Here is a 22,071-nt window from a genome sequence, read left to right as displayed (position 1 = left end):
TGGGGCAAGAGCGGTTAGTCAGAGCGCTCTTTCGCACCCCTCCGGCGTCGCCGGGGGCTGCCTGCGGGCCACGCCCGCACTGTCAGCGAAAAACGCGCCCGTAGCTCAGCTGGATAGAGCATCAGACTACGAATCTGAGGGTCGGACGTTCGAATCGTTCCGGGCGCGCCATTTCGGTACCGACTGTCGCCTGGTCACGCGGATCGAAGCCCCCTTCAGCGGCCCAGCGCAGCGGTCATTGCCCGGTTCGTTCACTCCCTCCGCTCACTGAGACCCAACTCTGTCCATAGCCACGCGAAATTGTAGCTGGCCATCGGATTATCTGGATCGGCGTGCTTCGCCGTCCGGTTCTCCATGAGCTTGAGCCACTCGACGACCTTCATCCGTCCGCCCTCCGTCTTCACCGCGGTCCGCGGCGTTTGCCCGTCGAGCGCGGGAACCGGTTGATCGAGCACGTCACGGTAATGCCGGTCCATGTAGTCATGGACGATGGCACGCTGCTCGTCCTCAGGGATATCGAGCTGATTTGGCATGGCAGACTCTCGCGACACCATGACCTGCTCGATCGATTCCGTCTTGACCGAGGGGTGGCGCAGGCGTCCGCCGAGCGCGTCGGACAGCAGTGCGCATCCGCGGCTGCAGCGCTGTTCGGAGTTGGTATTGAGCACCAACGTCTTGCTCTCCAGCCGTATATCGCCCAGCACGAGCCTGTCCTCGTCGGACCATGTTTCGAAGGTCAGCTGTTTCCGCGATGATCCGTCGTGCCCTGGTGCGGCGGCGGGCTTGGCTGCGCTTCTGTTTTCGCCAACCCAGCTCCATGACTTTGAGCTCGTGGCGCGAAACTCCGGACGTGCTTCCAACGCCGCTCGGATGTCACGCCCCGTGGTGCGGGCGGCGAGCGGGAAGCGCGCCTCGCACAGCATCACCTCGTCCCCCTCGGCGTTCCGCAAATCGGGAATTCTCGGTGACTGAATTCGGTCGATCGCGTCGACAAGCCAGAACGTGGTGAACATGGGCGTGATTGCGCGGAGCCTGTCGGTGGGAGAAAGATCCGAGAATCGGTCCTCGTCGAACTCGTATCCGTTCGCTTCCGCCAATTCTCGCTCTTCCTCGCTGCTCAGCGACTCCAGCTTCCGAACGGCCGCGACCAAGAGTTCCGATGTCTCGTGGTCGAATACCAGCAAGCCGCCACCGATCTGCGACCGCGAACCGACATGAACCACGCGCGCGGCAATGCGGTCCCATGGCTTGAGGCTTCGGGTCGCGCTCCGCTCGCTGACCAGGACCGGTTCGGTGTCGCGAAGCAGGTCGCGCGCCAGGAACGAAGTGTCGGGGACGATGTCGCTGACCTCATAGAGGCTCATCGTCGATTTCCGCAGCGCGGCCATGTAATTGCGAATCGATGCGGATTCTTTCCAGCCGCGGCGCTTGAGATAGTCATCCGTCGCGTTCTCGCCGTCGAATTCACGGGTCAGGAAGTCCTCGAAAGCGCAGGCCCACACGGTGCTCATGAACAGGTCTTCGCCGATGGTCGAAGCGATCTGCTCGATCTCGATGCCGGTTTCCTCGCAGGTGGGGACAAGGTGACCTTCAAGGACCCAGTCGAACCGATCGGCCCATCGATCGCGCGTAGACCACCTTATCAACCCTTCGAGCACGTGCTTGCTGGCCATGTTCCTGCTCGCATCCCGGAATTCCCGGTCGCCGCGTAAGCGCGGCCATGCCGGAGTTTAGCAGGCCCGCGCGACCTGTTCGATCCGGAACTGGATTTTTCGAAATGACGATCAACGAATTCCTTTGGCACCCGAACTCGCCCGGCGACGCCAGGGCCGCGTGCGTGCCGACGATGCCCTACTTGCACCGCTCACCGAAGCCGCTGCAATTGATTGCACCGGTTCCAAGATGGCGCGTAACAAAGCCCGCTTTAGCGCCGCCCAACTTCCTGCGCCGCCGGATCCGAACCGAGCCCCTTGCTCGTCAGCAAACGGTTGAACTGATCGGCGAAAAAAAGCTGCCCGTTCGGAGCCGTGATCGAAACCGCAAAACCATTCACCGCGTGTTTGCGGGCCAGGATCACTGCAACGATCGCGCTGTCACGGAAATCCACGGTGCGGCAGTCGTCTTTAATAGCTTCGATGATAAATGTCATTTGGCCTATGACCACAATTGGCACGCGCCAATTGCGCGCCCGGCAACTCAACCTCGTATCGGTGAAAATGATGTTGCCGACAAGCCAGCTATTGACCCGATGGAACCGCGACCATACCCATATTGGGGGAAACAGCAGACCGGTCCTGCCTCACGCGGTGCGCCAGGGAGACATATAACTGGCTTGCAACCGACTTGTGGGCGTCGGACCGGACATCCGTAGAAGCGGGCACTGGCCATGGTTGGTACGGCGAAAGACGAGGACATCGCGGCGGATTTGATCCGAACCGTCTCCCGCCACTCGTTGGCTTACATGCTGTGCGCAGCCAGCGAAATGTTCCGCCACTACGATTTCGATCCGCTGGACTTGATGATCATTCATGCGGTCTTGAATGCCAACGTTCTCAAGATCATGAAGAACCCCGAACTGGACCGGCAATTTGGCAGTATCCAGGCGGTTGAGCCGGACAAGATCAAGCAGGGCGTTTCCCGTGCCGCCCTGTCCCGCTTTTTCGGTCTGCCGATCGAAACCGTCCGGCGGCGCGCCGATCGCTTGAAGAAGCAAGGCATTTTCCGCGAGACCGACCATGGATTGATCGTGACCGAAGCCAATCAGTTCAAGTTCGGCAATAATCACGAGCTGCAGAGAACCAACATGCTCCTGGTGCGGAAATTCCTCCGTGACCTGACGGAAGCGGGCGTCGAGCTTCCCGGCGGGATTTGACGGACCATTGCCTTGGAGTCTCCGAACCGGGACCGCACCGCGCGCAGGCGGCGTGCGCCATTCATCATCCGGCTTTCACGCGCTCTTCGGCCGAAAGGCGACGATGGATCCGGTTGGCTCGTCTTCGCGCATTGCCGCCTCGATGGCCTTCGCCAACGCAGCCTGGTCGAATGGTTTTGACAATCGCGGCAGGCTGGATCGTTCGTCGCTGGGAATCTCTGCGTATCCCGTGCTCAGGAGGATGATCGTCCCGGGGCGCTCCGCGGCGACAGCGCTGGCCAGCTGCAGTCCAGTCATCCCAGGCATGGCATAGTCGGTCACGACCAGGTCGACGGTACGGGTGCGGCGGAGCAAAGCCAGTGCCTCGTCGCCCGAGCGCGCCTCGACCACGATGTGCCCAAGATCGTCCAACATCGCTGCCGTGTTCTCGAGCACCAGGAGATCGTCGTCGACGACAAGTACGGAAAGCTGTCGGCTGGCCCGCGGTACGGGCGCCGGAGCTTCCGCGCGCGGGTCAGGCACCGCGGTCTCCCCGGCCATCGGCAGCCAAATTTCGGCTGTCGTGCCCTCCCCGGGAAGGCTCCTCAAAGCGAGCTTGCCGCCGGACTGCTCGGCAAGTCCGTGGACCATTGACAGGCCGAGGCCGGTGCCTTTGCCGACGCCTTTGGTCGTAAAGAACGGCTCCTGGGCGTGCCTGAGGGTCTCGTCATCCATGCCGCAGCCGGTGTCGCTCACCGAGAGCGCAACATAGTCGCTCGTCCGAAGGCCGCCATCGCCCCGCTCTTCGCGAGCGGCAATGGTAATCAGGCCACCGCCCGGCATCGCATCACGTGCGTTGACCGCCAGGTTGAGGACAGCCAGTTCGAGCTGGTTCGCGTCGACCCTCACCTTCGGCAGGTCCATCGGAAACAGCGTCTCGACACGAATTCCGGCCTCGAATTTCAGCAATGAGGCCATGCCGTGCACCAATTCGTGGATATCGACGACCGCCGGCCTGAGATCCTGTTTACGCGCAAAAGCGAGCATACGCTGGGTCAGGGACGCGCCCCGCTGCGCGCCTAGCGTCGCGTTGTCCACCAGGCGCTGGACCCTCGCATCGCCCGGCGGCAGGCGCCTCTTCAGAAGTTCGAGGCTGCCGAGAACGGCTGCGAGCAGGTTGTTGAAGTCGTGGGCCACGCCGCCGGTAAGCTGGCCGATGGTTTCCATCTTCTGCGACATCATCAGTGCTTCGCGCGCCCGATCCAGCGCATCCTGTGCCCGTCGCCTTTCGCTGACGTCGCGCACGATCTTCGCAAAGCCGGCGATTGCGCCGCTCTCGTTCCGTACCGCAACGATCGTTGCTTCCGCCCAGAAGCGGCTGCCGTCCTTGCGGACACGCCAGCCTTCGATTGCCGACTTCCCCTCGCGCTCGGCTTCAACAAGGGCGCGCGCCGGGGCCCCGGCCGCGCAATCCTCCTCGGTGTGAAAGATCGTGTAGCTCGTCCCTACGATGTCATCGCCATAGCCCATCAGCCGGTGCGCGCCGAGATTCCAGTTGCCCACGCGCCCGTCCGGATCGAGCATGAAGATCGCGTGGTCGACGATACCTTCGACAAGGAGCCGAAAGCGTTCTTCGCTGCGCCTCAGGGTGTCGGCCTCGCGTTGAGCGCGCTCCGCGGAAGCCCTGTCATAGACGGCAGCCGCGATTCCGATGCTCAGGATCACAATGGTGATGCCGGCGAGCAGGAACGCGAGCGGCGCCTGACCGACGCCGAGATGTCCTGCCTGCCGGGCCATGATGTTCGTCGGCAGGAACATGGCGCCTTCCATCGCGGCGTAGTGCATGCCGGAGACCGCAAGGCCCATCACCAGTCCCGCGAACAGCCGCTGGACCGCGTTGGTGTTGCGAAAGGCGAGCCAGAGCGCCACGACCGAGGCGCTGATCGCGATCAGGATCGAGAGCACAACCCATCGGGGATCGTACTCCATGAGCACCGCCATGCGCATCGCGGCCATGCCGGTATAGTGCATGCCGGAGATACCAAGTCCCATCGCGAAGCCGGATGCGAGCAGCGCCCGTGGGCGTCGTCCGACGACGGCAAAGGCCGCAGCGGCGACGACGATCGGAATGACAAGCGAGAGGAGAGTCAGGAATGGATCGTACGAGATCTCGATTCCAGGCAGGCTGAAGGCCAGCATACCGACGAAATGCATGGACCAGATGCCGCCGCCCATGGCGATCGCGGCGGCTACCAGCCAGGATCGGCGGGCCCTTCCCGAAGCAGCTCGCATTCGGGTCGCCAGGTCCAACGCCGTATAGGAGGCGAGTGCCGCGATCAGAATCGATAACGCGACCAGAACGGGATCGTGAAAAGCCGCATGATGATGCATTTCGGCCGACGCTAGCCGAACTTACGTTCGCGTTCGCGTTCCCGCAAATTGTCCTCCCCCGACGACGCCGAGTCATCCTCGGCACCAAGATCGTTTCCGCCTGACAGGACGGCGCCGATGACCGGCCGCGGCATCCGTACTTCGCCAGACGAGAATCAGTTGAGAATAGTACCGACGACGAGCCTGCACCGCAAAGGTGGCAGCAAGTCTGCTGGTTCCCGCAAAAGATGCATGACGAGCAGCCGCCCGTCATACGCGAGGGCGGCGTCACGCGCTGCTACGCCGGCAAGGGCGTGGTGCGCTACCGATGGTAAGATCCAGGCAGGCTCGGCCGGCGGTGTGAGGTGCAGCACGCGAGATCACCTGTAATCTGCTTCACACGCAAACGCGCCCAATGACGCTAGATGGAACCAGGCGCGCCTCCGCGCGGCCTGTTCGGAGCTGGCGATGATGGCTGCACTGGCAAAGGCGATATCCCGCGCGACGAGAACCGACGTCGACGTCGAAACTCTGAAAGTCCTCGTGATCTTTTCGGGCGCGGGCTTGCTGCTCTCTCTCGTGGCCGCAATGATCTACGGACAGGCTGTCAGCGCCGCCTTGCTTTGAGAGCGCGCTTCGCCAAATCGACCGTTCGCCTCAGCGCCACCCAAGCGCCGGCGCCACGTGCGTGAGGATCGCCTCGATGGCGTGCGCGCAATAGTCGACGCCGAGCTGGTTCGGGATGGTCAGCAGCAACGTGTCGGCCTCGGCGATCGCCTCGTCCGCTCGGAGCTGCTCGATCAGCGCGTCGGGCTCGGCCGCATAGGAGCGGCCGAAGATCGCGCGGGTGCGCGGGTCGATGAAGCCGACCTGGTCCTCGCTCCCGCGCTCGCCGCCGAAATAGGCGCGGTCGCGATCGTCGATCAGCGCGAAGATGCTGCGGCTGACGGAGACGCGGGGCTCGCGGGCGTGGCCGGCCTCTTTCCAGGCTGCGCGATAGGTGCGGATCTGCGCGGCCTGCTGCACATGGAAGGCTTCGCCGGTCTCGTCGTTCTTCAGGGTCGAGCTCTGCAGATTCATGCCGTGCTTGGCGGCCCACACCGCGGTCGCGTTCGAGCCGGCACCCCACCAGATCCGTTCGCGCAGGCCTTCCGCATGCGGCTCGAGCCGCAACAGGCCCGGCGGATTTGGGAACATCGGCTGCGGGTTGGGCTTTGCAAAACCTTCGCCGCGCAAGATGTCGAGAAAGACCTCGGCATGACGCCGGCCCATGTCGGCGTCGCTCTCGCCGTCGGCCGGCTGGTAGCCGAAATAGCGCCAGCCATCGATTACCTGCTCGGGCGAGCCGCGGCTGATGCCGAGCTGGAGGCGCCCGCCGGCGATGAGATCGGCAGAGCCGGCGTCCTCCGCCATGTAGAGCGGATTCTCGTAGCGCATGTCGATCACGGCCGTGCCGATCTCGATCTTGCTGGTCTTGGCGCCGACCGCGGCGAGCAGCGGAAAGGGCGAGGCGAGCTGCCGCGCGAAATGATGCACCCGGAAATAGGCGCCGTCGGCGCCAAGCTCTTCCGCCGCAACCGCAAGCTCGATGGATTGCAGCAGCGTGTCCGCGGCCGAGCGGGTCTGCGACTGCGGCGAGGGCGTCCAGTGCCCGAAGGAGAGAAATCCGATCTTTTTCATGGGCGCAATCTAATGACGATCAGGACGGTTTGCGAGACCATCGTCGGCCCAATCACCTAAGACTCGCGCCTCGCCTCACGCGCCGCGCATGTCGGACGGTGTGACGCTGAAGCGCCGTCGAAACACGCGGTTGAAATAAGGAGACGTCGGCGAATCCGGCCGAATGGGCGAGGTCGCTGATCTTGCGCCAGCGGTTGAGCGGGTCGAGCAGCAGCCTGCGTGCCAGCAGCAGGCGCTGTTCAAGCAGAAACTCGGTGAACGTTGTTCCGGTCTGTTCGAACGTCCGCTGGGCATGACGCGGACTGAGACCGGCCTTTCGTGCGACCGAATAGATCGTCAGGTCAGCTCGGCCGAGATTGGCGATCACGTCGGCGCGCATGAGGTCGAGCCGCGCGGCGGCATGTCCTCGGCCGTTCGCCAGTTCGGCGCGATCGGCGTCGGTTCCCAGCAACAACGCAATCAGGTCGACCATGTGCTGCGACATCAGGTGCCGACTGACCATGTCCGTATGCGGGCCAACACTGGCGGCCAGGGCGTGGTAGCGAACGATTGCTTCACTGATGGGACCTTGACCGCCAACAACTGTCCCCAGCCGATCCTCGGCCTTCGGGCAGATCGCCAGGAGCAGGGATCGCGGGATGCGTATGGCCTTGGCCTCGCAATCGTCGCTCATGCGCGTGCCACAGAGCACGCCCATGTCCCCCAGACCCATTTGCGATTCCGACAATTCGATCGAACACTTCTCCTGCGATACAAGCACGCGTCCGGACGTGGCGATGACCAGGCATAGCCCGTCGTAGCCGTCCTTCAAGGTTTCGCGCGTGCGCGAGAATTCAACAGACGATCCGCTGGCGACGGCCATCATGATGTCGCCCAGCAGGCTGACCTGCAATTTGCAGTCGATGCTGTCGCCGGCGCCGGGCTGGACGTCGATCCGGAACGTCCATCGATACATTTCCTCGCGCCATCGCTCGTAATCGCGCCCGCTGGGCGGACCCGTGTAACGGTCGACAAAAAAATTCGGCGCGCTTGTTTGCATCATGCTTCCCGTCGATTCCGGCTGCCCACAATATCCGGAGATTCCCCGAGCGAAAGGCCGGGAGACGTGGTTGGCGCCTCATTCTACATGATTGGCGCTGGAGTCCAATCGCACCGCGCCGGTATCGCCCGCGCCTCAGGCGCCGCGCAGGTCGGACGGTGTGACGCCGAAACGCCGTCGAAACATGCGGTTGAAATAGGACACGTCGGGGAAGCCGGACGAGTGGGCGAGATCGCTGACCTTGCGCCAGCGGTTGAGCGGATCGAGCAACAGCCTGCGCACCAGCAGCAGGCGCTGTTCGAGCAGGAATTCGGTGAACGTGGTTCCGGTCTGTTCGAACATCCGTTGCGCCTGGCGCGGGCTGAGCCCCGCCTTCTGTGCCACCGAATAGATCGTGAGCTTGTCCGTGCTCAGATTGGCGATGATGTCGGCACGCATGAGGTCAAGCCGTGCGGCGGCATGTCCCCGGCTGTTCGCCAGTTCGGTGCGATCGCCGTCCGTCCCCAGCAACAGCCCAATCAGATCGACCATGTGCTGCGCCATCAGGTGCTGCCCGACCACATCCGCGTGCGGACCAATGCTGGCGGCCAGCGTATGGTAGCGTGCGATCGCTTCTCGTATCGGAGCCTGGTCGACGAGAGCCAGCGCGAGCCGGTCCTCGGCTCTGGGGCAGATCGTCAGGAGCAGCGACCGCGGGATGCGTATGGTCTTGACCTCGCAATCGCTGCTCATGCGCGTGCCGCAGAGCACGCTCATGTCGCCGAGACACATTTGCGATTCCGACAGTTCGATCGAATGCTGCTCGTGCGATATGAGCACGGGGCCGGATGTGGCGATGACGAGGCACATGCCGTCGTAACCATCCCTGAGAATTTCGGGGGTGCGCGAAAATTCAGCCGACGTTCCGACAGTGGTGCCCAACAGGATGCCGCCCAACAGGCTGATCTGCATTTTGCAATCGATGCTGTCGCCGGCGCCGGGCTGGACGTCGACCCGCAGCGTGCACCGGTACATTTCCTCGCGCCACCGTTGGTATTCGCGTCCGCTTGGCGGACCCGTGTAACGGTTGACGAAGACGTTCGGCGCGCCCGCACGATCCATCATGGGTCCCTTCAATTGCGATCGCACACCATACCGGGAGATTGCCGAACCGAAAGGCCGGCGCCGGAGGATAGCGCCTCAATCTCGACGATTGGCGCTGGAGTCCAATTGGACCGGTGCCATTCGAGAGTGCGCAGGAAGCCGCCGCGTTTAGGCGCTTTCGTCCGTGGCCGTTCTGCATCAGAGCGCCGCTGTCGCGCTCGCGGGGCGCTGGGAGTGAAGCGAATGGCGTTGCGTTCCAAGACAGAAAACCCCGCATACCTCATTGATGCCACGCGAAGTTTCAGTGCGATTCAGTCTCGCCAAATGGCCGGGCCGGTTCGCGCGAGATCGATGTTCGATTTGTACGAGGTCATGCATGCCGCATCTTTCATTCAACCGCGACGCGGCTACGCAACTGGCTCCCGCGCGGAGCCGCTTTGCCTCACGCGCGGCGTCGTTGATGGCATTGATGATCGGCTCGACCGCGCTGACGGTGGTGTCGCTGGCGCTGATCAGCCCCGCAAGCGCCGGCAATCCGGTCTGGGTCGGCACCATCTCGACCGACTGGTTCACCGCCGGAAACTGGAATACCTCGGCGGTGCCGAACGCGACCGATACGGTCACAATCGATACGACAACGCATCTCACATTCATCAACGGCGGAACGGCAGCGGCGCAGCAGACCTTCGTGGGTGGCGTGAGCACGGGCAACCTGTCCATCGGCGGTGGCGGCATCCTGAACGACGCCTTCGGCTACCTCGGCTATCTCCAGAACAGCATCGGCAGCGTCAACGTGTCCGGGGGCTCGGCCTGGAACAATACGGCCGATCTCAGCATCGGCCGTCTTGGCGCCGGCAACCTCGGGATATCCGGCGGCAGTACCGTGACCGACGTCAACGCGTCGATCGGCGGAGGCGGCGGCGGCTCTGGCAGTGTCACGGTGGCCGGTGCGGGGTCGACCTGGATCAATGCTGGCGACGTCAATGTCGGCGACATCGGCACTGGCAGCCTGACGGTTATCAACGGCGCCAGCGTCATCACGGTCGGAAACAGCTTCATCGGCAATCTCGGCGCCGGTACGGCGACGGTCACGGGGGCCGGCTCGACCTGGGCTGCCGGCGCTAACCTTCTCGTCGGTGCGGGCGCCAGCGGCACATTGCAGGTGTTGCAGGGCGGCTCGGTGAGTGCGACGATCACCGAGATCGGCTCCGCGGCGGGCGTCCACGGCGACGTCACGGTGGACGGTGTCGGCTCAACCCTGAGTACGGGAACGCTAACCGCCGGGCTCGACGGTATTGGCCAGCTGACCGTTTACGGCGGGGGTCATGTCAACAGCACCGGCGTTTTCCTCGGATACTATGGCGGTTCGGGCACGGCCTCGGTGGATGGCGCGGGATCGATCTGGACCAACACCGGCACGCTGACCGTGGGTAACGCCGGCACCGGCACGCTGACGATCACAAATGGTGCCTTCGTGCAGAGCTCAGGCGCTATCAGTATCGGCAACGGCGTCGGCTCAACCGGCAATGTTCGGGTCGATGGAGCAGGGTCGGGCCTCGGCCTGACCTCAAATGCCAACTTGTCTGTCGGCGTGGCCGGAATCGGTACATTCGCGATCACCAATGCCGGCCAAGTCGCAAGCAGCAACAGCATTGTCGGCGCGGCGACCGGCGCGAGCGGTTCTGTTCTCGTCGACGGCGCAGGATCGGAATGGTTCGCCGCCAATTTGCTCGTGCTCGGGGGCGCCGGCCGGGGAACGCTGATGCTCTCCAATGGCGGCATAGCTCTGGGCGCCACTGCTGTGCTTGGCCTGACTGCCGGCGGGAGCGGCGGATCGGCCGTGATCGACGGCACGGGCTCGTCATGGACCGTCAATAGCCTCTATGTCGGCATGAACACGCTCGGCTCACTTGCGGTTATGCATGGCGGCAGCTTGAGCAATCTCAACACGGGGATCGGACAGAGCAGCGGCTCGAACGGCAGCGTCACCGTGGACGGTGCGGGTTCGTCCTGGACAAATTTTGTGAACATCACGATCGGAAACGCCGGAACAGGCTCACTGACGATCTCGAATGGTGGCGCGGTTTCCGCCGCTGGCCAGTTCGTGATCGCCAATCAGGCGGGCTCGACCGGCGCGCTCAACATCGGGGCGGCGCCGGGCTCGGCTGCGGCGGCGCCCGGCACCTTGGCGACGGCCACGGTCCAGTTCGGCGCCGGCATCGGCGCCATCAATTTCAATCACTCCTCGTCGAATTATCTGTTCTCGCCTGACATCGTCGGCAACGGCGCCGTCAACCTATTGTCGGGCACCACCATCCTCACCGGCAACAACACCTATACCGGGCCGACCACCGTTGATGGCGGTACGCTGTTGGTGAACGGCACGATTGCAAGCTCCACCACCACCGTGAACGCCGGCGGCACACTGGGCGGCATTGGCATCGTCGGCGACACCACCATCAGCGGCGGCACGCTGGCGCCGGGCACCAACGCGATCGGCACGCTCACCATTGCGGGCAATCTGGTGCTGTCCACGGCGGCGACCTACATGGTCCAGGTCTCTGGCATATCGGCCAGCAACACGGTGGTCGCAGGCGCCGCGCAGCTCGCCGGCACCGTCGCGGTGAACCTGACCGGCCGGATCGCGGCGACCACGACCTATACCATCCTCAGTTCGGCGAACACGACCGGGACGTTCGGATCGGTCGCGGTGAGCAACTTGGCCTACGCACGCAACGCGCGGGTCACCTACTCCGGCAATAACGTGCTGCTGACGCTCGATGCCGGATTGCTGTCGCCGTCGCTGCCCGGCTTCGCCAACATCAACCAGAGGAATGTCGCCGCCGGGATCGACAATGCCCTGCTCTCGGGCGCTTCGCTTTCGACCGGCTTCAACACGCTGTTCAACGCGACCGGCCAGAATCTCCTCAACCGGCTGACGCAGGCCTCCGGCGAAGCCGCCACCGGTGCGCAGCAAGGCACCTTCAATGCCATGGGCCAGTTCCTCAACGCGATGCTCGACCCGTTCTTCGGCGGCCGCAACGATGCCGGCGCGCCGGTGAACGGGGCTTCCCGATATGCCGAGGGTGGCGCCGCCACGCGCACGAACCCGAGTCGGGACGCCTACGCGGCAATCGATAAGGCGCGGGGTGCCGGGGATTCGTTCGCACGGCGCTGGAGCGTGTGGGCGGCCGGCTATGGCGGCGCGCAGACCACCGACGGCAATGCGGTGATCGGTTCGAACACCGCGACCAGCCGCATCGCCGGCGTGGCCGCGGGCGCCGACTATCAGATATCGCCGAACACGCTGGTCGGCTTCGCGCTCGGCGGCGGCGGCACCAGCTTTGGCGTCGCCAATGGGCTCGGCGGAGGCAGCTCCGACCTGTTCCAGGCCGGCGTCTACGCACGCCACACCATGGGCAACGCCTACGTTGCCGGCGCACTCGCCTATGGCTGGCAGGACGTGACGACGGATCGCACGGTGACGATCGCGGGCGCCGACCATCTGCGGGCCCGCTTCGACGCCAACGCGCTGTCGGGACGCCTCGAAGGCGGTTATCGCTATGCCACGCCCTGGATGGGCATCACGCCTTATGCGGCGGCGCAGTTCACGACGCTGTTCCTGTCGGGCTATGGCGAGCAGGCGATCTCCGGCGCCAACACCTTTGCGCTGAATTATGCCGGCAGGGATGTCACCGCCGCGCGCGGCGAACTCGGTCTGCGCACCGATCGCTCCTATGCACTGGAGACGGCGGTTCTCACGCTGCGCGGCCGTGCGGCGTGGGCGCATGATGTCAATCCGGATCGTGCGGTCGCGGCCACCTTCCAGACCCTGCCAGGCGCGAGTTTCGTGGTGAATGGCGCCGCGCAGGCGCCCGATGCCGCGCTCCTCACGGGCGCGGCCGAGCTGAGATGGCTGAACGGCTTCTCGCTGTCCGGCACCTTCGAGAGTGAGTTCTCGAGCGTCGCCCGTAGCTACGCCGGCAAGGGCATCGCCAGATATCAGTGGTGAAGTGCACCAAGCGCCTTTCAGGGAATTCGTGCTGAGGAGTTTTTGATGAATCGGATCGTGATTGGAATGGCGGTGTCGCTGCTTGCAACGGGCGCGACGGCTGCCGATCTGGCGCCAGGAAGCAACGTACCAAGCCCGCACGTCAAGGCGCCGCCGATGGTCGATCCCGGCTACAACTGGACGGGATTTTATGCGGGGTTGAACGGCGGCTATAGCTGGGGCCGCTCCAACGCAACGGTCCTGCCGATCACACCGCTGGCCGTGAGCATCGGACAGAACGCTGACGGCGGGCTTGGCGGTGGCCAGGCCGGCTACAGCTGGCAGATCGATCCGAGATGGGTTCTGGGTGTCGAGGCCGATCTTCAAGCAACCGGCGAGAGCGGCCGTTCGACTGACGCGCTGACGGCGGTCAGGATCGGTTTGGTTGGGGTTACCGGCACGACTACCAGCAGCACTGATTTCCCGTGGTTTGCAACCTTCCGCGGTCGCGCCGGAGTTTTGGCCGATCCCAGCCTGCTGCTCTATGCAACCGGCGGCCTGGCAGTCGGAGAGGTTAAATTCGGAACACAGGCAACGCTGACCGCGCAATTGTTTCATGGTGCCAATGCGCCCGTCGGAGCGCCGGTGACGATTGCCGGTGCGATAGTCTCGGAGAGCCGGACCCGCCTGGGCTGGACCGCCGGCGCCGGCATCGAAAAGAAATTCAACCGCAACTGGTCAGCCAAACTCGAATACCTCTATCTCGATCTGGGCTCTGCCACTTACTTCAGTGGCACTGCCAACGAAACGACAGTCGGCTTCCACGATCATATCCTGCGGGCCGGCTTCAACTACCAGTTCGCGCCTGGACCGGTGGTCGCGTGGTACTGATTCCGAGTATTTCTTCCAGATACCTACATCAACGTTGCTGTAGCGCCTCAGGCGTAGGCGACCCAGCCGCGGAAAGTGAAGCCGGTATAGAACAGCGTCGGGTCGGAGAATCCGGCCTGCCGCAAAATCGCTTCATCCTGCGCGGGCGCGAGGATTTCCAGATGGTTGGTGACGGCGTTCCGCGCGGCGGCCGCCTGGTCCGGCTCGACGCCGGACGCGGCGAGGTACGCGGAGTACCGCGACAGCCAGAGCGGGCGTTCCTCCTCGCCATTGGGCGCGCTCAAATGCGCGACCACGAAAGGCGCGCGCGGCTTGAGCCGGCGGCGGATCTCCGAGGCGATACGGCGTCGCTCCTCGACATCGACGAAGTGCAGGGTCAATAGGCAGGTGGCGCCGTCGAACGGGCCTTCCGGAGCGTCGTCGATGTAGCCCTGATGAAGACGCGCGCGTGGCGCGAACGATCCGAGGGTTTGCCTCGCTAGCCCCAGCATGGCCGCGGACGGATCGACGCCATCGAAGCTCCAGCCTCCATGCGCTTGCGCAAAAGCCTTCAGCTCCAGGCCGCCGCCGGCTCCGAGAACGAGAATCCGTGCATCGTCACGCGCGCGCTCGGCCAGTAGGATCGCCGCCATGGACAGCATGGCATTGTAGCCGGGGACGAACCGTGGCGGTCCTTCGGTGTATCTCGCCACCGCTTGCGGATCGGAAAACACGTTCTGAATGTCGGCCATGATGTAGTCCTTGCTGAATGGGCCAATCACGCGCCATGCGCGCTCATGCCTTGAAGCTTTCGCGAGCCGAGGCGCTTGCGCAGATCGTCGCCCAGCATCGCCAGCGTTACCTCGCCAAACCGCGACAGCAGCAGCGCCTGCGCATCGCCAAACGCCTGATCGAGGGCGGCATTGACGGCCCGCTCGACGAGGCAGCCCGGCGCCTCCGTCCGGTTACCAATCGCCAGAAGCGAGGGACTGCCGAGCGCGATGTAGACGTCGCGCAGCGTCACCTTCGTGAGGTCGCAAGCCAACGTCCAGCCGCCGCCGTGGCCTTTTTCGGAGCGGACGTAACCAAGGTCCCGAAGCCCGGCCATGATCCGCCGGATCACCACCGGGTTGGTATCCATTGCTTTTGCCAGGGTCTCGGACGTGAAGGGACCAGGCTGCTGTGCCATGTGCAGCAGGACGTGCAGCACGCCCGATAATCGACTGTCTCGTTTCATGTAACTTTATATGTTACATGATTTCATTCAGGTCAAGCGATTTCGGCGCGAGCCTTCCGATCTCACGCTTCGACCGGAAGCGAACTGCGCGCCGCCAGGTCTGTGCAGAATCTCGTCGCAAAGCTCAGGCGGCTGACGACGATGCGAAGCGGAACGTTCTATGGATGGCGCGTTGTCGCCGCGGCGTTTGGTCTCGCCGTTCTCGGCCTGGGGTTCGGCTTCTATGGGCCGCCGATCTTCCTGAGTGCCATTCGCGAAGCTCACGGATGGCCGCTGGCCCTGGTCTCGACGGCCGTCACCGTGCACTTCCTGGCGGGATCGATCGTGACGGCCAATCTGCCGACGCTATCGGCGCTTCGGCATTCCGGCTGTGACGAAGGCCGGGGCGCTGTCGCTGGCCGTCGGCGTCTTTGGATGGGCGATAGCAGCGACGCCGTGGCAATTGTTCGGTGCGACGCTGTTGAGTGGTGCAGGCTGGGTGACGATGGGCGTGGCCGCGGTCAACGCCATCGTGTCGCCCTGGTTCGTCCGTCGTCGTCCCGCGGCACTCGCGGTCGCCTATAACGGCGCAAATGTCGGCGGGATCATCTTTTCGCCGCTCTGGGCTGCGGCCATTGCCAAGCTTGGGTTTGCCGTTGCAGCAGCAGCCATCGGCCTGATCTTGGTCGTGGTAGTGTGGCTGCTTGCGAGCACCGTGCTGTCGCGCACGCCGGAGCAGACCGGATCGATGCCGGACGGCGCGGCCCCGGCCGAAGAGACTGTCTCGGCGAAGAGCGCACGGCCGCTGCCGGGATCGCTGCTCTGGCGGGACCGCAAATTCCTGACGCTCGCGGCTGGCATGAGCCTGGGGCTGTTCGCACAGATCGGCCTGACCGCGCATCTCTTCTCGCTGCTGCTGCCTGCGCTCGGTGCGCAATGGACTGGTCCGGTGGTGGGACTGATCGGCGTCATGGCGATCGCCGGCCGGACGCTGCTGGGCTGGCTCATGCCTGGAAGCATCGACCGGCGGCTGGTTGCCTGCGCCAGCTATGCCGTTCAAATCGCCGGCACGATCACATTCATTGCCGCGGCCGGAACGAACATTCCGCTGTTGATCCTCGGTGTTGTCTTGTTCGGCCTCGGGTTCGGCAACGGGACGTTCCTTCCGCCGCTGATTGCGCAGCTCGAATTCGCTCCGGACGACGTGCCGCGTGTGGTCGCGCTGATTGTTGCGATGTCGCAAGGCGCCTATTCATTTGCGCCGGCGGTCTTTGGTTTGATCCGGGAATGGCTTCCGGCCGGTACGGGCGCCACGCCCGGCTTTTATGTTGCCGCGGCGCTGGTGCAGGGATTGGCGATCTGCGCATTTTGGGCGGGGCGCCAGTCGCGCCTCCGAGCCGATGCGGCTTGAAACGCCGCGCAATGGCCAATGCGTCGATGATCGCATCTTGCGCCTGTTTTGCCCGACGGAGCAAGAACGCGTCTTAAAATCCGCAAGTCGTCACGCCGCCTTTTTACGGCTCGGTCGGATCAGAACGTCTGCGGAAATTCCAAGACGTTCATGGAGGCGGCGGATCATCGTGATCGACAGCCCGCGCTTTCGGTTCAGAACCTCGGCGATGCGGGTGCGTGTCCCGATGATCTCTTCCAGGTCCCGCCGGGTCAGCCCTTGCTGCTCCATGCGAAACTTGATGGCCTCGATAGGATCGGGTGGATCCATCGGATCATGCTCGGCCTCGTATGCATCGATCAGCGTCGCGAGCACATCCAGACGGTCGCCTTCGGGTGTGCCGGACTTCGCGCCCCAGAGGCGCTCCACCTCCTTGAGTGCGCCATCATAGTCTTGCTTCGTCCGAATTGGCCTAATCTCAGTCGCCGCCATGCCGAACCTCCCTTACATCGACCTTGTCGTAGTCCCGGTGCGTGCCGATCCACTTGATCCACACGATGCTCTTCTCGAAATCGACTGCAACGACCAGCCGGTAGTCGTTGCCCTTGACGTTAAACACGACGCGGTCCGCCGAGATGATGCTGGCGGTCGCGTAGCTGCGTTTAATGTCTGCTGCGCTCAACCATCGCGCTTTTTTGACTTCATCGAACCACGCATCGAGGGCTGCCTTCAGTGCGCCGTGGTCCTTGTATCCGCGCCGCGCCTCGACGAACTCCCGCAATGTCCGACGAGCTATGATCCGCATGAGGCAATGGTATCATGCGCCCAAAATGGGCGCAATCCGGAACGTTCGTGGCGAATTCCCGTAGCTGTTGTGCCGCCGTGTTCTGGTCGACGGATCGATGCTTCGCCAGGCGCCTAAGTCATTGATCCCGTTCATGCCGGCTACTGTGCATGGGGTTGTTTTCGAGGATTTTGTTTTGAGGGCGACAATGCGAAGCTGAACCGGACCTGATCCGGCTCGTCCGCTACTTCATCACCCGCAGATTCTTGGTCGTGAACCGCTGCGTCTTGTCGCCGGGACGAACCGGCCGCCGTGTGCCGGCGGCCTTGCCGGTGCCGGGTGGCTGGTGCGCGGGGACCAGCTGGTCGGGGCGGGAGCCGATCAGATCGGCGCGGCCCATTTCTTTCAGGGCCTCGCGCAGCACCGGCCAATTGTCGGGGTCGTGGTAGCGCAGGAACGCCTTGTGCAGGCGGCGCTGGCGCAGGCCCTTGATCGCCTCGACCTTGTCGCTGCCGCCACGCCGCACGCCGCGCAGCGGGTTGACACCGGTGTGGTACATCGCCGTTGCGGTCGCCATCGGCGAGGGCAGGAAGGTCTGCACCTGATCCGCGCGATAGCGGTTCTTCTTCAGCCACAGCGCGAGGTTCATCATGTCCTCGTCGGTCGTGCCCGGATGCGCCGCGATGAAATACGGGATCAGATAATATTTCTTGCCGGCCTGTTCGGCCGCGGCATCGAACATCCGCTTGAACTGGTTGTAGGCGCCGATGCCGGGCTTCATCATCTTGTCGAGCGGCCCGCGCTCGGTATGTTCAGGCGCGATCTTGAGATAACCGCCGACGTGATGGGTGACGAGCTCCTTGATGTATTCGGGGCTCTCGACCGCGAGGTCGTAGCGCACGCCGGAGGCGACCATCACCTTCTTGATGCCCTTGGTCTCGCGCACCTTGCGATAGAGCCGGATCAGATCGTCATGCGAGGTGTTGAGGTTCGGGCAGATCTCGGGGAAGACGCAGGACGGCCGCCGGCACGCTGCCTCGACCTTCGGGTCCTTGCACGCCATCCGGTACATGTTGGCGGTGGGGCCGCCGATGTCCGAGATCACGCCGGTGAAGCCGGGCGTCTTGTCGCGGATCTTCTCGATCTCGCGCAGGATCGAGCCCTCGGAACGGTTCTGGATGATGCGGCCCTCGTGCTCGGTGATCGAGCAGAAGGTGCAGCCGCCAAAACAGCCGCGCATGATCGTTACCGAGAATTTGATCATGTCCCACGCCGGGATCTTCGCGTCACCGTAGGACGGATGCGGGGCGCGTGCATAAGGAAGATCGTAGACCGCGTCCATCTCGTCGCTGGTCAGCGGGATCGGCGGCGGGTTGAGCCAGAGATCGCGATCGCCGTGACGCTGCACCAGCGGCCGCGCATTGCCGGGATTGCTCTCACGGTGCAGCACGCGTGACGCGCGCGCATAGGCTTCCTTGTCCTGCTCGACCTGCTCCAGCGCCGGCAGCCGGATCACGGTCAAGCCTTTCGTCCGTGAAGCGCCCTCATCCGCGGAATCGAGATCGTCGGCGTGCAGCTCGACATAGTCCTCAGGCACGCGGCGGAACAGCGCGACGCCCCTGATGTCGTCGAGCTCGCGCGGCGCCTCGCCGGCGGCAAGACGGTTGGCCACTTCGACGACGGCGCGCTCGGCATTGCCGTAGAGCAGCAGGTCCGCCTTGGCGTCGGCCAGCACCGAGCGGCGCACCTTGTCGGACCAGTAATCGTAATGCGCGATCCGGCGCAGCGAGGCCTCGATGCCGCCGAGCACGACCGGGACGCCCTTGAACGCCTCGCGGCAACGCTGCGCATAGACGACGGTGCAGCGGTCCGGCCGCTTGCCGCCTTCGCCGCCCGCGGTATAGGCGTCGTCGCTGCGTATGCGGCGGTCCGCGGTGTAGCGGTTCACCATGGAGTCCATGTTGCCGCCGGTGACGCCGAAGAACACCTTTGGCTTGCCCAGTGCCTTGAACGGCTCGGCCGAATGCCAGTCCGGCTGCGAGATGATGCCGACCCGAAAGCCCTGCGCCTCCAGCAGGCGGCCGATGATGGCCATGCCGAAGCTGGGATGGTCGACATAGGCATCGCCCGTCACCAGCACGATGTCGCAGGCATCCCAGCCGAGCGCATCCATCTCGGCGCGGCTCATCGGGAGGAACGGCGCCGGCTTGCGCGGGCGTGCCTGCGCCATCAGGGGTTTTTCGGCGGCGATGATCTGGATGTCCATGGCGCATACGCATAGGACTCCGGGACGGCGAATACAACCGACGGGCACGTGAAAGATCCGGTTCCGTGGCCGGCAGCCCAGGCGTGCGACCGCGTTAACCGTTCGCGAACGCAGCCATCAGCTGTGTGCACCTTCTCGGGTCACACGCAGGAACCAACTGCCCTCGCGAACATTCTGATGCAGGGTTTGCGCCGGCCCGGCTGGCGCGCGCTCGCGCCAGGGGTCTAGTATCGCCTCGATGTTCGCCTCGGGCGGATGGGGGAGCCGTGAGTACAGTCATAGAGAACTTGCTGCTCCGAAAGCAGAAGCTCGTTGAGCAGCTCGAGAAGGCGCCCACGGTCGAGGACCGCGACAAAATCGAGCACCAGCTCGAACAGATCAACACCGCGCTGGATTTTCTGGACAGGCCCGGCACGAAAGGTGCGCGGTAGCAGCGCTCAATCCACCTGCAGTGCTCTTGCGTAGACCACGCCCGAATTGGTGACGTGCGTGGTCATCAGCGTCGCGAAGGCGGCAAACTCGCCGCGCGCGAACAGATCGAGCAGCTTGCGATGCTCGTCGAAGGACGTGCGGGTGCGCACGTCGATCGGCGAAGTCAAATTGGTGCGGAGTGCAGCGACGCGGCTGGATGCGAGCTGATAGGATTCGGCGAGATAGCGGTTGCCGCAATGGGCGAACAGCGCCTCGTGGAAAGCGGCATCGGCGCGCCCGTAGGCGATATTGTCCCGGGCCGCAATCGCCGGCTCCATCGCCGTGATCGCCTCGCTCATCGTCGCGGTCGCACCCTCGCGATCATGGTGGAAGGCGAGCTCGGCGGCCTTGGGCTCCAGCGCGATCCTGAAAGTGCAGAGCGCGGTGATGTCTTCGGCGCTTGGCGTGAAGACAAAACTGCCGACCTGCGGCCGGATCACGACGAGGCCCTGCGCCTGCAGCTGGCCCATCGCCTCGCGCACCGGGGTGCGGCTGACGCCGAAGGAGTTGGCCACCATCTCCTCGGAGATGGCGGCGCCGAGCGCGAACTCGCCGTCGATGATGGCTTGGCGCAGCCGCTGCATCACCCGCCGCGACAGCGATTTCGGTGCATCGAGCTTCAGCGATCGCATCGGCTCTCTCAGATCACCTTGCCGGGGTTGAGCAGATGATCGGGATCGAGCGCGGCCTTCAGCGTCCGCATCAGCGCGATCTCGGCCTCGCTCCTGGCATGACCCAGCCACTTCTTCTTCAAGGTGCCGATACCGTGCTCGGCGGAGACGCTGCCGCCCATCTCGCGCACGAGACCGTAGATGATCGCGTCCATCGCTTCCTTCGGCTGCTGCTCGACGGCAAGGCCGGTCACCCAGGAGACGAGATGCAGATTGCCGTCGCCGATATGGCCGTAATAGACGCTCTCGCATCCGTCGATGCCGTCCGCCAGCGCGGCCTTGCAGCGCGTGACGAACTCGTCCATCCGCGCCACGGCGAGCCCGATATCGTAGGAGATGTGCGGCCCCAGCACTTGGCCGAACTCGGCGCAGATGTCGCGCACGCGCCAGAAGCTCTGCGTCTGCCCCAGCGATTGCGCCACGGCAGCGTCGGCGAGCAGCCCGCGCTCCATCAGCTCTTCGAGCCAGCTTTGGAACCGCGGTGCGTCGAGGCTCTCGTCGGTGCCTTGCGCTTCGACTAGCACGTAGAGGCCGTGGCCTGTGGCGACCGGCGGCTTGACGCCGGCGCGAGTCGTAATGACGTCCCAATAGTCCGGCCACATCACCTCGAATGCCGACAGCAGCGGCCCGAGCCCGCTTCGCGCGGCGCCGAGCAGCGCGATCACCGCGGCATAGTCCTCGAGCGCGCAGAGCGCGGCCATGGTCGAGCGCGGTTTTGGAAACAGCCGCAGCACCACGCGGGTGATGATGCCGAGCGTGCCTTCCGAGCCGATGAACAGATGCTTCAGGTCATAGCCGGCATTGTTCTTCATCAGCTTGTTGAGGCTGGTGATGATGGTGCCGTCGGGCAGCACGACTTCGAGCCCGAGCACCAGCTCGCGCGTCATGCCGTAGCGGATCACGCGGTTGCCGCCGGCATTGGTCGAGAGGTTGCCGCCGATCGCGCAGGAGCCGCGCGAGCCGAGATCGAGCGGAAAGAAGAAGCCGGCTTCGTCGGCCGCCTGCTGGATCGTCTGAAGCGGCGTGCCTGCTTTCACCGTCATCGTCATCGAGGCGTGATCGATCTCCTCGATGCCGCTCATGCGCTCCAGCGAGATCGCGACCCAGCCTGCCTCAGGCGATGCGCCGCGGCACAGCCCGGTCAATCCGCCCTGCGGCACGAACGGCAGATGTGCCTGCCGGCAAGTCGCGATCGCATCCGCAACGCCTTGCGCGTCGACCGGGCGGATTACCGCGAGCGGCGTTTGCGGCAGGCTCGCGCTCCAGTCGTTGCAATTGCGCGCGGGCACGTCGGTGCCAACAAGCACGGCTGCGGCGCCGAGCCTGCCGCGCAAGGCGCTAAGCAACTGGGCGGGCCGCTCGACGGGGGTCACCATGTCCATGCGAGAC

General features: G+C 64.3%; 19 protein-coding genes and 1 tRNA gene. 7 read left to right on the top strand and 13 right to left on the bottom strand.

What is annotated here, in order from left to right; all coding sequences use genetic code 11:
• Positions 1–94: 94 nt before the first annotated feature.
• A tRNA-Arg gene (locus tag ABIB91_RS15355) sits at positions 95–171 on the top strand.
• 80 nt (positions 172–251) lie between these two features.
• Here the strand turns inward: ABIB91_RS15355 and ABIB91_RS15350 are convergent.
• Positions 252–1,673, bottom strand: coding sequence for a DUF7986 domain-containing protein (locus ABIB91_RS15350; RefSeq protein ID WP_354213045.1), 1,422 nt, complete (start codon positions 1,671–1,673; stop codon positions 252–254).
• Between the two features lie 251 nt (positions 1,674–1,924).
• Positions 1,925–2,149, bottom strand: a complete 225-nt coding sequence (locus tag ABIB91_RS15345; protein WP_354162539.1) for a hypothetical protein — start codon at positions 2,147–2,149, stop codon at positions 1,925–1,927.
• Positions 2,150–2,386: 237 nt separating this feature from the next.
• On the opposite strand from ABIB91_RS15345, the gene ABIB91_RS15340 reads away from it, so the two are divergent.
• Positions 2,387–2,872 (top strand): hypothetical protein, encoded by a 486-nt coding sequence (locus ABIB91_RS15340; protein ID WP_354162542.1) that lies wholly within the window; start codon positions 2,387–2,389, stop codon positions 2,870–2,872.
• 75 nt (positions 2,873–2,947) lie between these two features.
• On the opposite strand, the gene ABIB91_RS15335 is transcribed toward ABIB91_RS15340, so the two are convergent.
• Positions 2,948–5,242 (bottom strand): MHYT domain-containing protein, encoded by a 2,295-nt coding sequence (locus ABIB91_RS15335; protein ID WP_354162545.1) that lies wholly within the window; start codon positions 5,240–5,242, stop codon positions 2,948–2,950.
• 447 nt (positions 5,243–5,689) lie between these two features.
• Here ABIB91_RS15335 and ABIB91_RS15330 point away from each other — a divergent pair, with 447 nt between their 5' ends.
• The gene (locus ABIB91_RS15330; RefSeq protein WP_007597667.1) at positions 5,690–5,848 is read left to right on the top strand and encodes a hypothetical protein; all 159 of its coding nucleotides are present in this window, start codon (positions 5,690–5,692) and stop codon (positions 5,846–5,848) included.
• Positions 5,849–5,878: 30 nt separating this feature from the next.
• Here the strand turns inward: ABIB91_RS15330 and ABIB91_RS15325 are convergent, their stop codons facing one another.
• The 3 genes from ABIB91_RS15325 to ABIB91_RS15315 form a co-directional block, all read right to left on the bottom strand.
• Positions 5,879–6,901 (bottom strand): LLM class flavin-dependent oxidoreductase, encoded by a 1,023-nt coding sequence (locus tag ABIB91_RS15325; RefSeq protein ID WP_354162548.1) that lies wholly within the window; start codon positions 6,899–6,901, stop codon positions 5,879–5,881.
• A 52-nt stretch (positions 6,902–6,953) separates the two neighbouring features.
• Positions 6,954–7,856 (bottom strand): helix-turn-helix domain-containing protein, encoded by a 903-nt coding sequence (locus ABIB91_RS15320; protein ID WP_354213052.1) that lies wholly within the window; start codon positions 7,854–7,856, stop codon positions 6,954–6,956.
• A gap of 219 nt (positions 7,857–8,075) precedes the next feature.
• Positions 8,076–9,044, bottom strand: coding sequence for an AraC family transcriptional regulator (locus ABIB91_RS15315; RefSeq protein WP_354162554.1), 969 nt, complete (start codon positions 9,042–9,044; stop codon positions 8,076–8,078).
• A 355-nt stretch (positions 9,045–9,399) separates the two neighbouring features.
• On the opposite strand from ABIB91_RS15315, the gene ABIB91_RS15310 reads away from it, so the two are divergent.
• A complete protein-coding gene (locus ABIB91_RS15310) occupies positions 9,400–13,035 on the top strand; it encodes an autotransporter outer membrane beta-barrel domain-containing protein (protein WP_354162557.1) in 3,636 nt (1,211 codons plus the stop codon).
• A 66-nt stretch (positions 13,036–13,101) separates the two neighbouring features.
• A complete protein-coding gene (locus ABIB91_RS15305; RefSeq protein WP_354162560.1) occupies positions 13,102–13,905 on the top strand; it encodes an outer membrane protein in 804 nt (267 codons plus the stop codon).
• A 47-nt stretch (positions 13,906–13,952) separates the two neighbouring features.
• Here the strand turns inward: ABIB91_RS15305 and ABIB91_RS15300 are convergent, their stop codons facing one another.
• The gene (locus ABIB91_RS15300; protein WP_354162564.1) at positions 13,953–14,636 is read right to left on the bottom strand and encodes a class I SAM-dependent methyltransferase; all 684 of its coding nucleotides are present in this window, start codon (positions 14,634–14,636) and stop codon (positions 13,953–13,955) included.
• Between the two features lie 26 nt (positions 14,637–14,662).
• Complete coding sequence (locus tag ABIB91_RS15295) at positions 14,663–15,121, bottom strand: Rrf2 family transcriptional regulator (RefSeq protein WP_354162567.1); 459 nt, start codon at positions 15,119–15,121, stop codon at positions 14,663–14,665.
• Positions 15,122–15,491: 370 nt separating this feature from the next.
• Here ABIB91_RS15295 and ABIB91_RS15290 point away from each other — a divergent pair, with 370 nt between their 5' ends.
• Entirely contained in the window at positions 15,492–16,511 is a 1,020-nt protein-coding gene (locus ABIB91_RS15290; RefSeq protein ID WP_354162570.1) for an MFS transporter, read from the top strand.
• A 90-nt stretch (positions 16,512–16,601) separates the two neighbouring features.
• On the opposite strand, the gene ABIB91_RS15285 is transcribed toward ABIB91_RS15290, so the two are convergent.
• The 3 genes from ABIB91_RS15285 to ABIB91_RS15275 all read right to left on the bottom strand — a co-directional run bounded on the left by ABIB91_RS15285 (position 16,602) and on the right by ABIB91_RS15275 (position 19,540).
• Positions 16,602–16,982: a helix-turn-helix domain-containing protein gene (locus ABIB91_RS15285; protein WP_007597661.1), complete on the bottom strand. Its 381-nt coding sequence runs from the start codon at positions 16,980–16,982 to the stop codon at positions 16,602–16,604.
• Positions 16,969–17,271: a type II toxin-antitoxin system HigB family toxin gene (locus ABIB91_RS15280; protein WP_354162573.1), complete on the bottom strand. Its 303-nt coding sequence runs from the start codon at positions 17,269–17,271 to the stop codon at positions 16,969–16,971. Before ABIB91_RS15280 ends, ABIB91_RS15285 begins: the two co-directional genes overlap by 14 nt.
• 247 nt (positions 17,272–17,518) lie before the next feature.
• Complete coding sequence (locus ABIB91_RS15275; RefSeq protein WP_354162576.1) at positions 17,519–19,540, bottom strand: YgiQ family radical SAM protein; 2,022 nt, start codon at positions 19,538–19,540, stop codon at positions 17,519–17,521.
• A gap of 266 nt (positions 19,541–19,806) precedes the next feature.
• Here ABIB91_RS15275 and ABIB91_RS15270 point away from each other — a divergent pair, with 266 nt between their 5' ends.
• A complete protein-coding gene (locus ABIB91_RS15270) occupies positions 19,807–19,971 on the top strand; it encodes a hypothetical protein (RefSeq protein WP_007597654.1) in 165 nt (54 codons plus the stop codon).
• A 6-nt stretch (positions 19,972–19,977) separates the two neighbouring features.
• Here ABIB91_RS15270 and ABIB91_RS15265 read toward each other — a convergent pair whose 3' ends face one another.
• Both ABIB91_RS15265 and ABIB91_RS15260 read right to left on the bottom strand, forming a co-directional pair.
• Entirely contained in the window at positions 19,978–20,643 is a 666-nt protein-coding gene (locus ABIB91_RS15265; protein ID WP_354162581.1) for a GntR family transcriptional regulator, read from the bottom strand.
• Between the two features lie 8 nt (positions 20,644–20,651).
• Positions 20,652–22,064, bottom strand: a complete 1,413-nt coding sequence (locus ABIB91_RS15260) for an FAD-binding oxidoreductase (RefSeq protein ID WP_354162584.1) — start codon at positions 22,062–22,064, stop codon at positions 20,652–20,654.
• Positions 22,065–22,071: the final 7 nt, after the last annotated feature.

The organism is Bradyrhizobium sp. JR4.3 (assembly GCF_040547695.1).
Taxonomy (GTDB): Bacteria; Pseudomonadota; Alphaproteobacteria; order Rhizobiales; family Xanthobacteraceae; genus Bradyrhizobium; species Bradyrhizobium canariense.
This window is presented reverse-complemented; position numbering and strand designations above follow the sequence as displayed.

What these genes read in the sequence shown, in the direction of transcription:
- ABIB91_RS15350 (WP_354213045.1), bottom strand. Translation starts at nt 1,673, where the DNA reads ATGGCCAGCAAGCACGTGCTCGAAGGGTTGATAAGGTGGTCTACGCGC.
- ABIB91_RS15345 (WP_354162539.1), bottom strand. Translation starts at nt 2,149, where the DNA reads ATGACATTTATCATCGAAGCTATTAAAGACGACTGCCGCACCGTGGAT.
- ABIB91_RS15340 (WP_354162542.1), top strand. Translation starts at nt 2,387, where the DNA reads ATGGTTGGTACGGCGAAAGACGAGGACATCGCGGCGGATTTGATCCGA.
- ABIB91_RS15335 (WP_354162545.1), bottom strand. Translation starts at nt 5,242, where the DNA reads ATGCATCATCATGCGGCTTTTCACGATCCCGTTCTGGTCGCGTTATCG.
- ABIB91_RS15330 (WP_007597667.1), top strand. Translation starts at nt 5,690, where the DNA reads ATGATGGCTGCACTGGCAAAGGCGATATCCCGCGCGACGAGAACCGAC.
- ABIB91_RS15325 (WP_354162548.1), bottom strand. Translation starts at nt 6,901, where the DNA reads ATGAAAAAGATCGGATTTCTCTCCTTCGGGCACTGGACGCCCTCGCCG.
- ABIB91_RS15320 (WP_354213052.1), bottom strand. Translation starts at nt 7,856, where the DNA reads ATGTATCGATGGACGTTCCGGATCGACGTCCAGCCCGGCGCCGGCGAC.
- ABIB91_RS15315 (WP_354162554.1), bottom strand. Translation starts at nt 9,044, where the DNA reads ATGATGGATCGTGCGGGCGCGCCGAACGTCTTCGTCAACCGTTACACG.
- ABIB91_RS15310 (WP_354162557.1), top strand. Translation starts at nt 9,400, where the DNA reads ATGCCGCATCTTTCATTCAACCGCGACGCGGCTACGCAACTGGCTCCC.
- ABIB91_RS15305 (WP_354162560.1), top strand. Translation starts at nt 13,102, where the DNA reads ATGGCGGTGTCGCTGCTTGCAACGGGCGCGACGGCTGCCGATCTGGCG.
- ABIB91_RS15300 (WP_354162564.1), bottom strand. Translation starts at nt 14,636, where the DNA reads ATGGCCGACATTCAGAACGTGTTTTCCGATCCGCAAGCGGTGGCGAGA.
- ABIB91_RS15295 (WP_354162567.1), bottom strand. Translation starts at nt 15,121, where the DNA reads ATGAAACGAGACAGTCGATTATCGGGCGTGCTGCACGTCCTGCTGCAC.
- ABIB91_RS15285 (WP_007597661.1), bottom strand. Translation starts at nt 16,982, where the DNA reads ATGGCGGCGACTGAGATTAGGCCAATTCGGACGAAGCAAGACTATGAT.
- ABIB91_RS15275 (WP_354162576.1), bottom strand. Translation starts at nt 19,540, where the DNA reads ATGGACATCCAGATCATCGCCGCCGAAAAACCCCTGATGGCGCAGGCA.
- ABIB91_RS15265 (WP_354162581.1), bottom strand. Translation starts at nt 20,643, where the DNA reads ATGCGATCGCTGAAGCTCGATGCACCGAAATCGCTGTCGCGGCGGGTG.
- ABIB91_RS15260 (WP_354162584.1), bottom strand. Translation starts at nt 22,064, where the DNA reads ATGGACATGGTGACCCCCGTCGAGCGGCCCGCCCAGTTGCTTAGCGCC.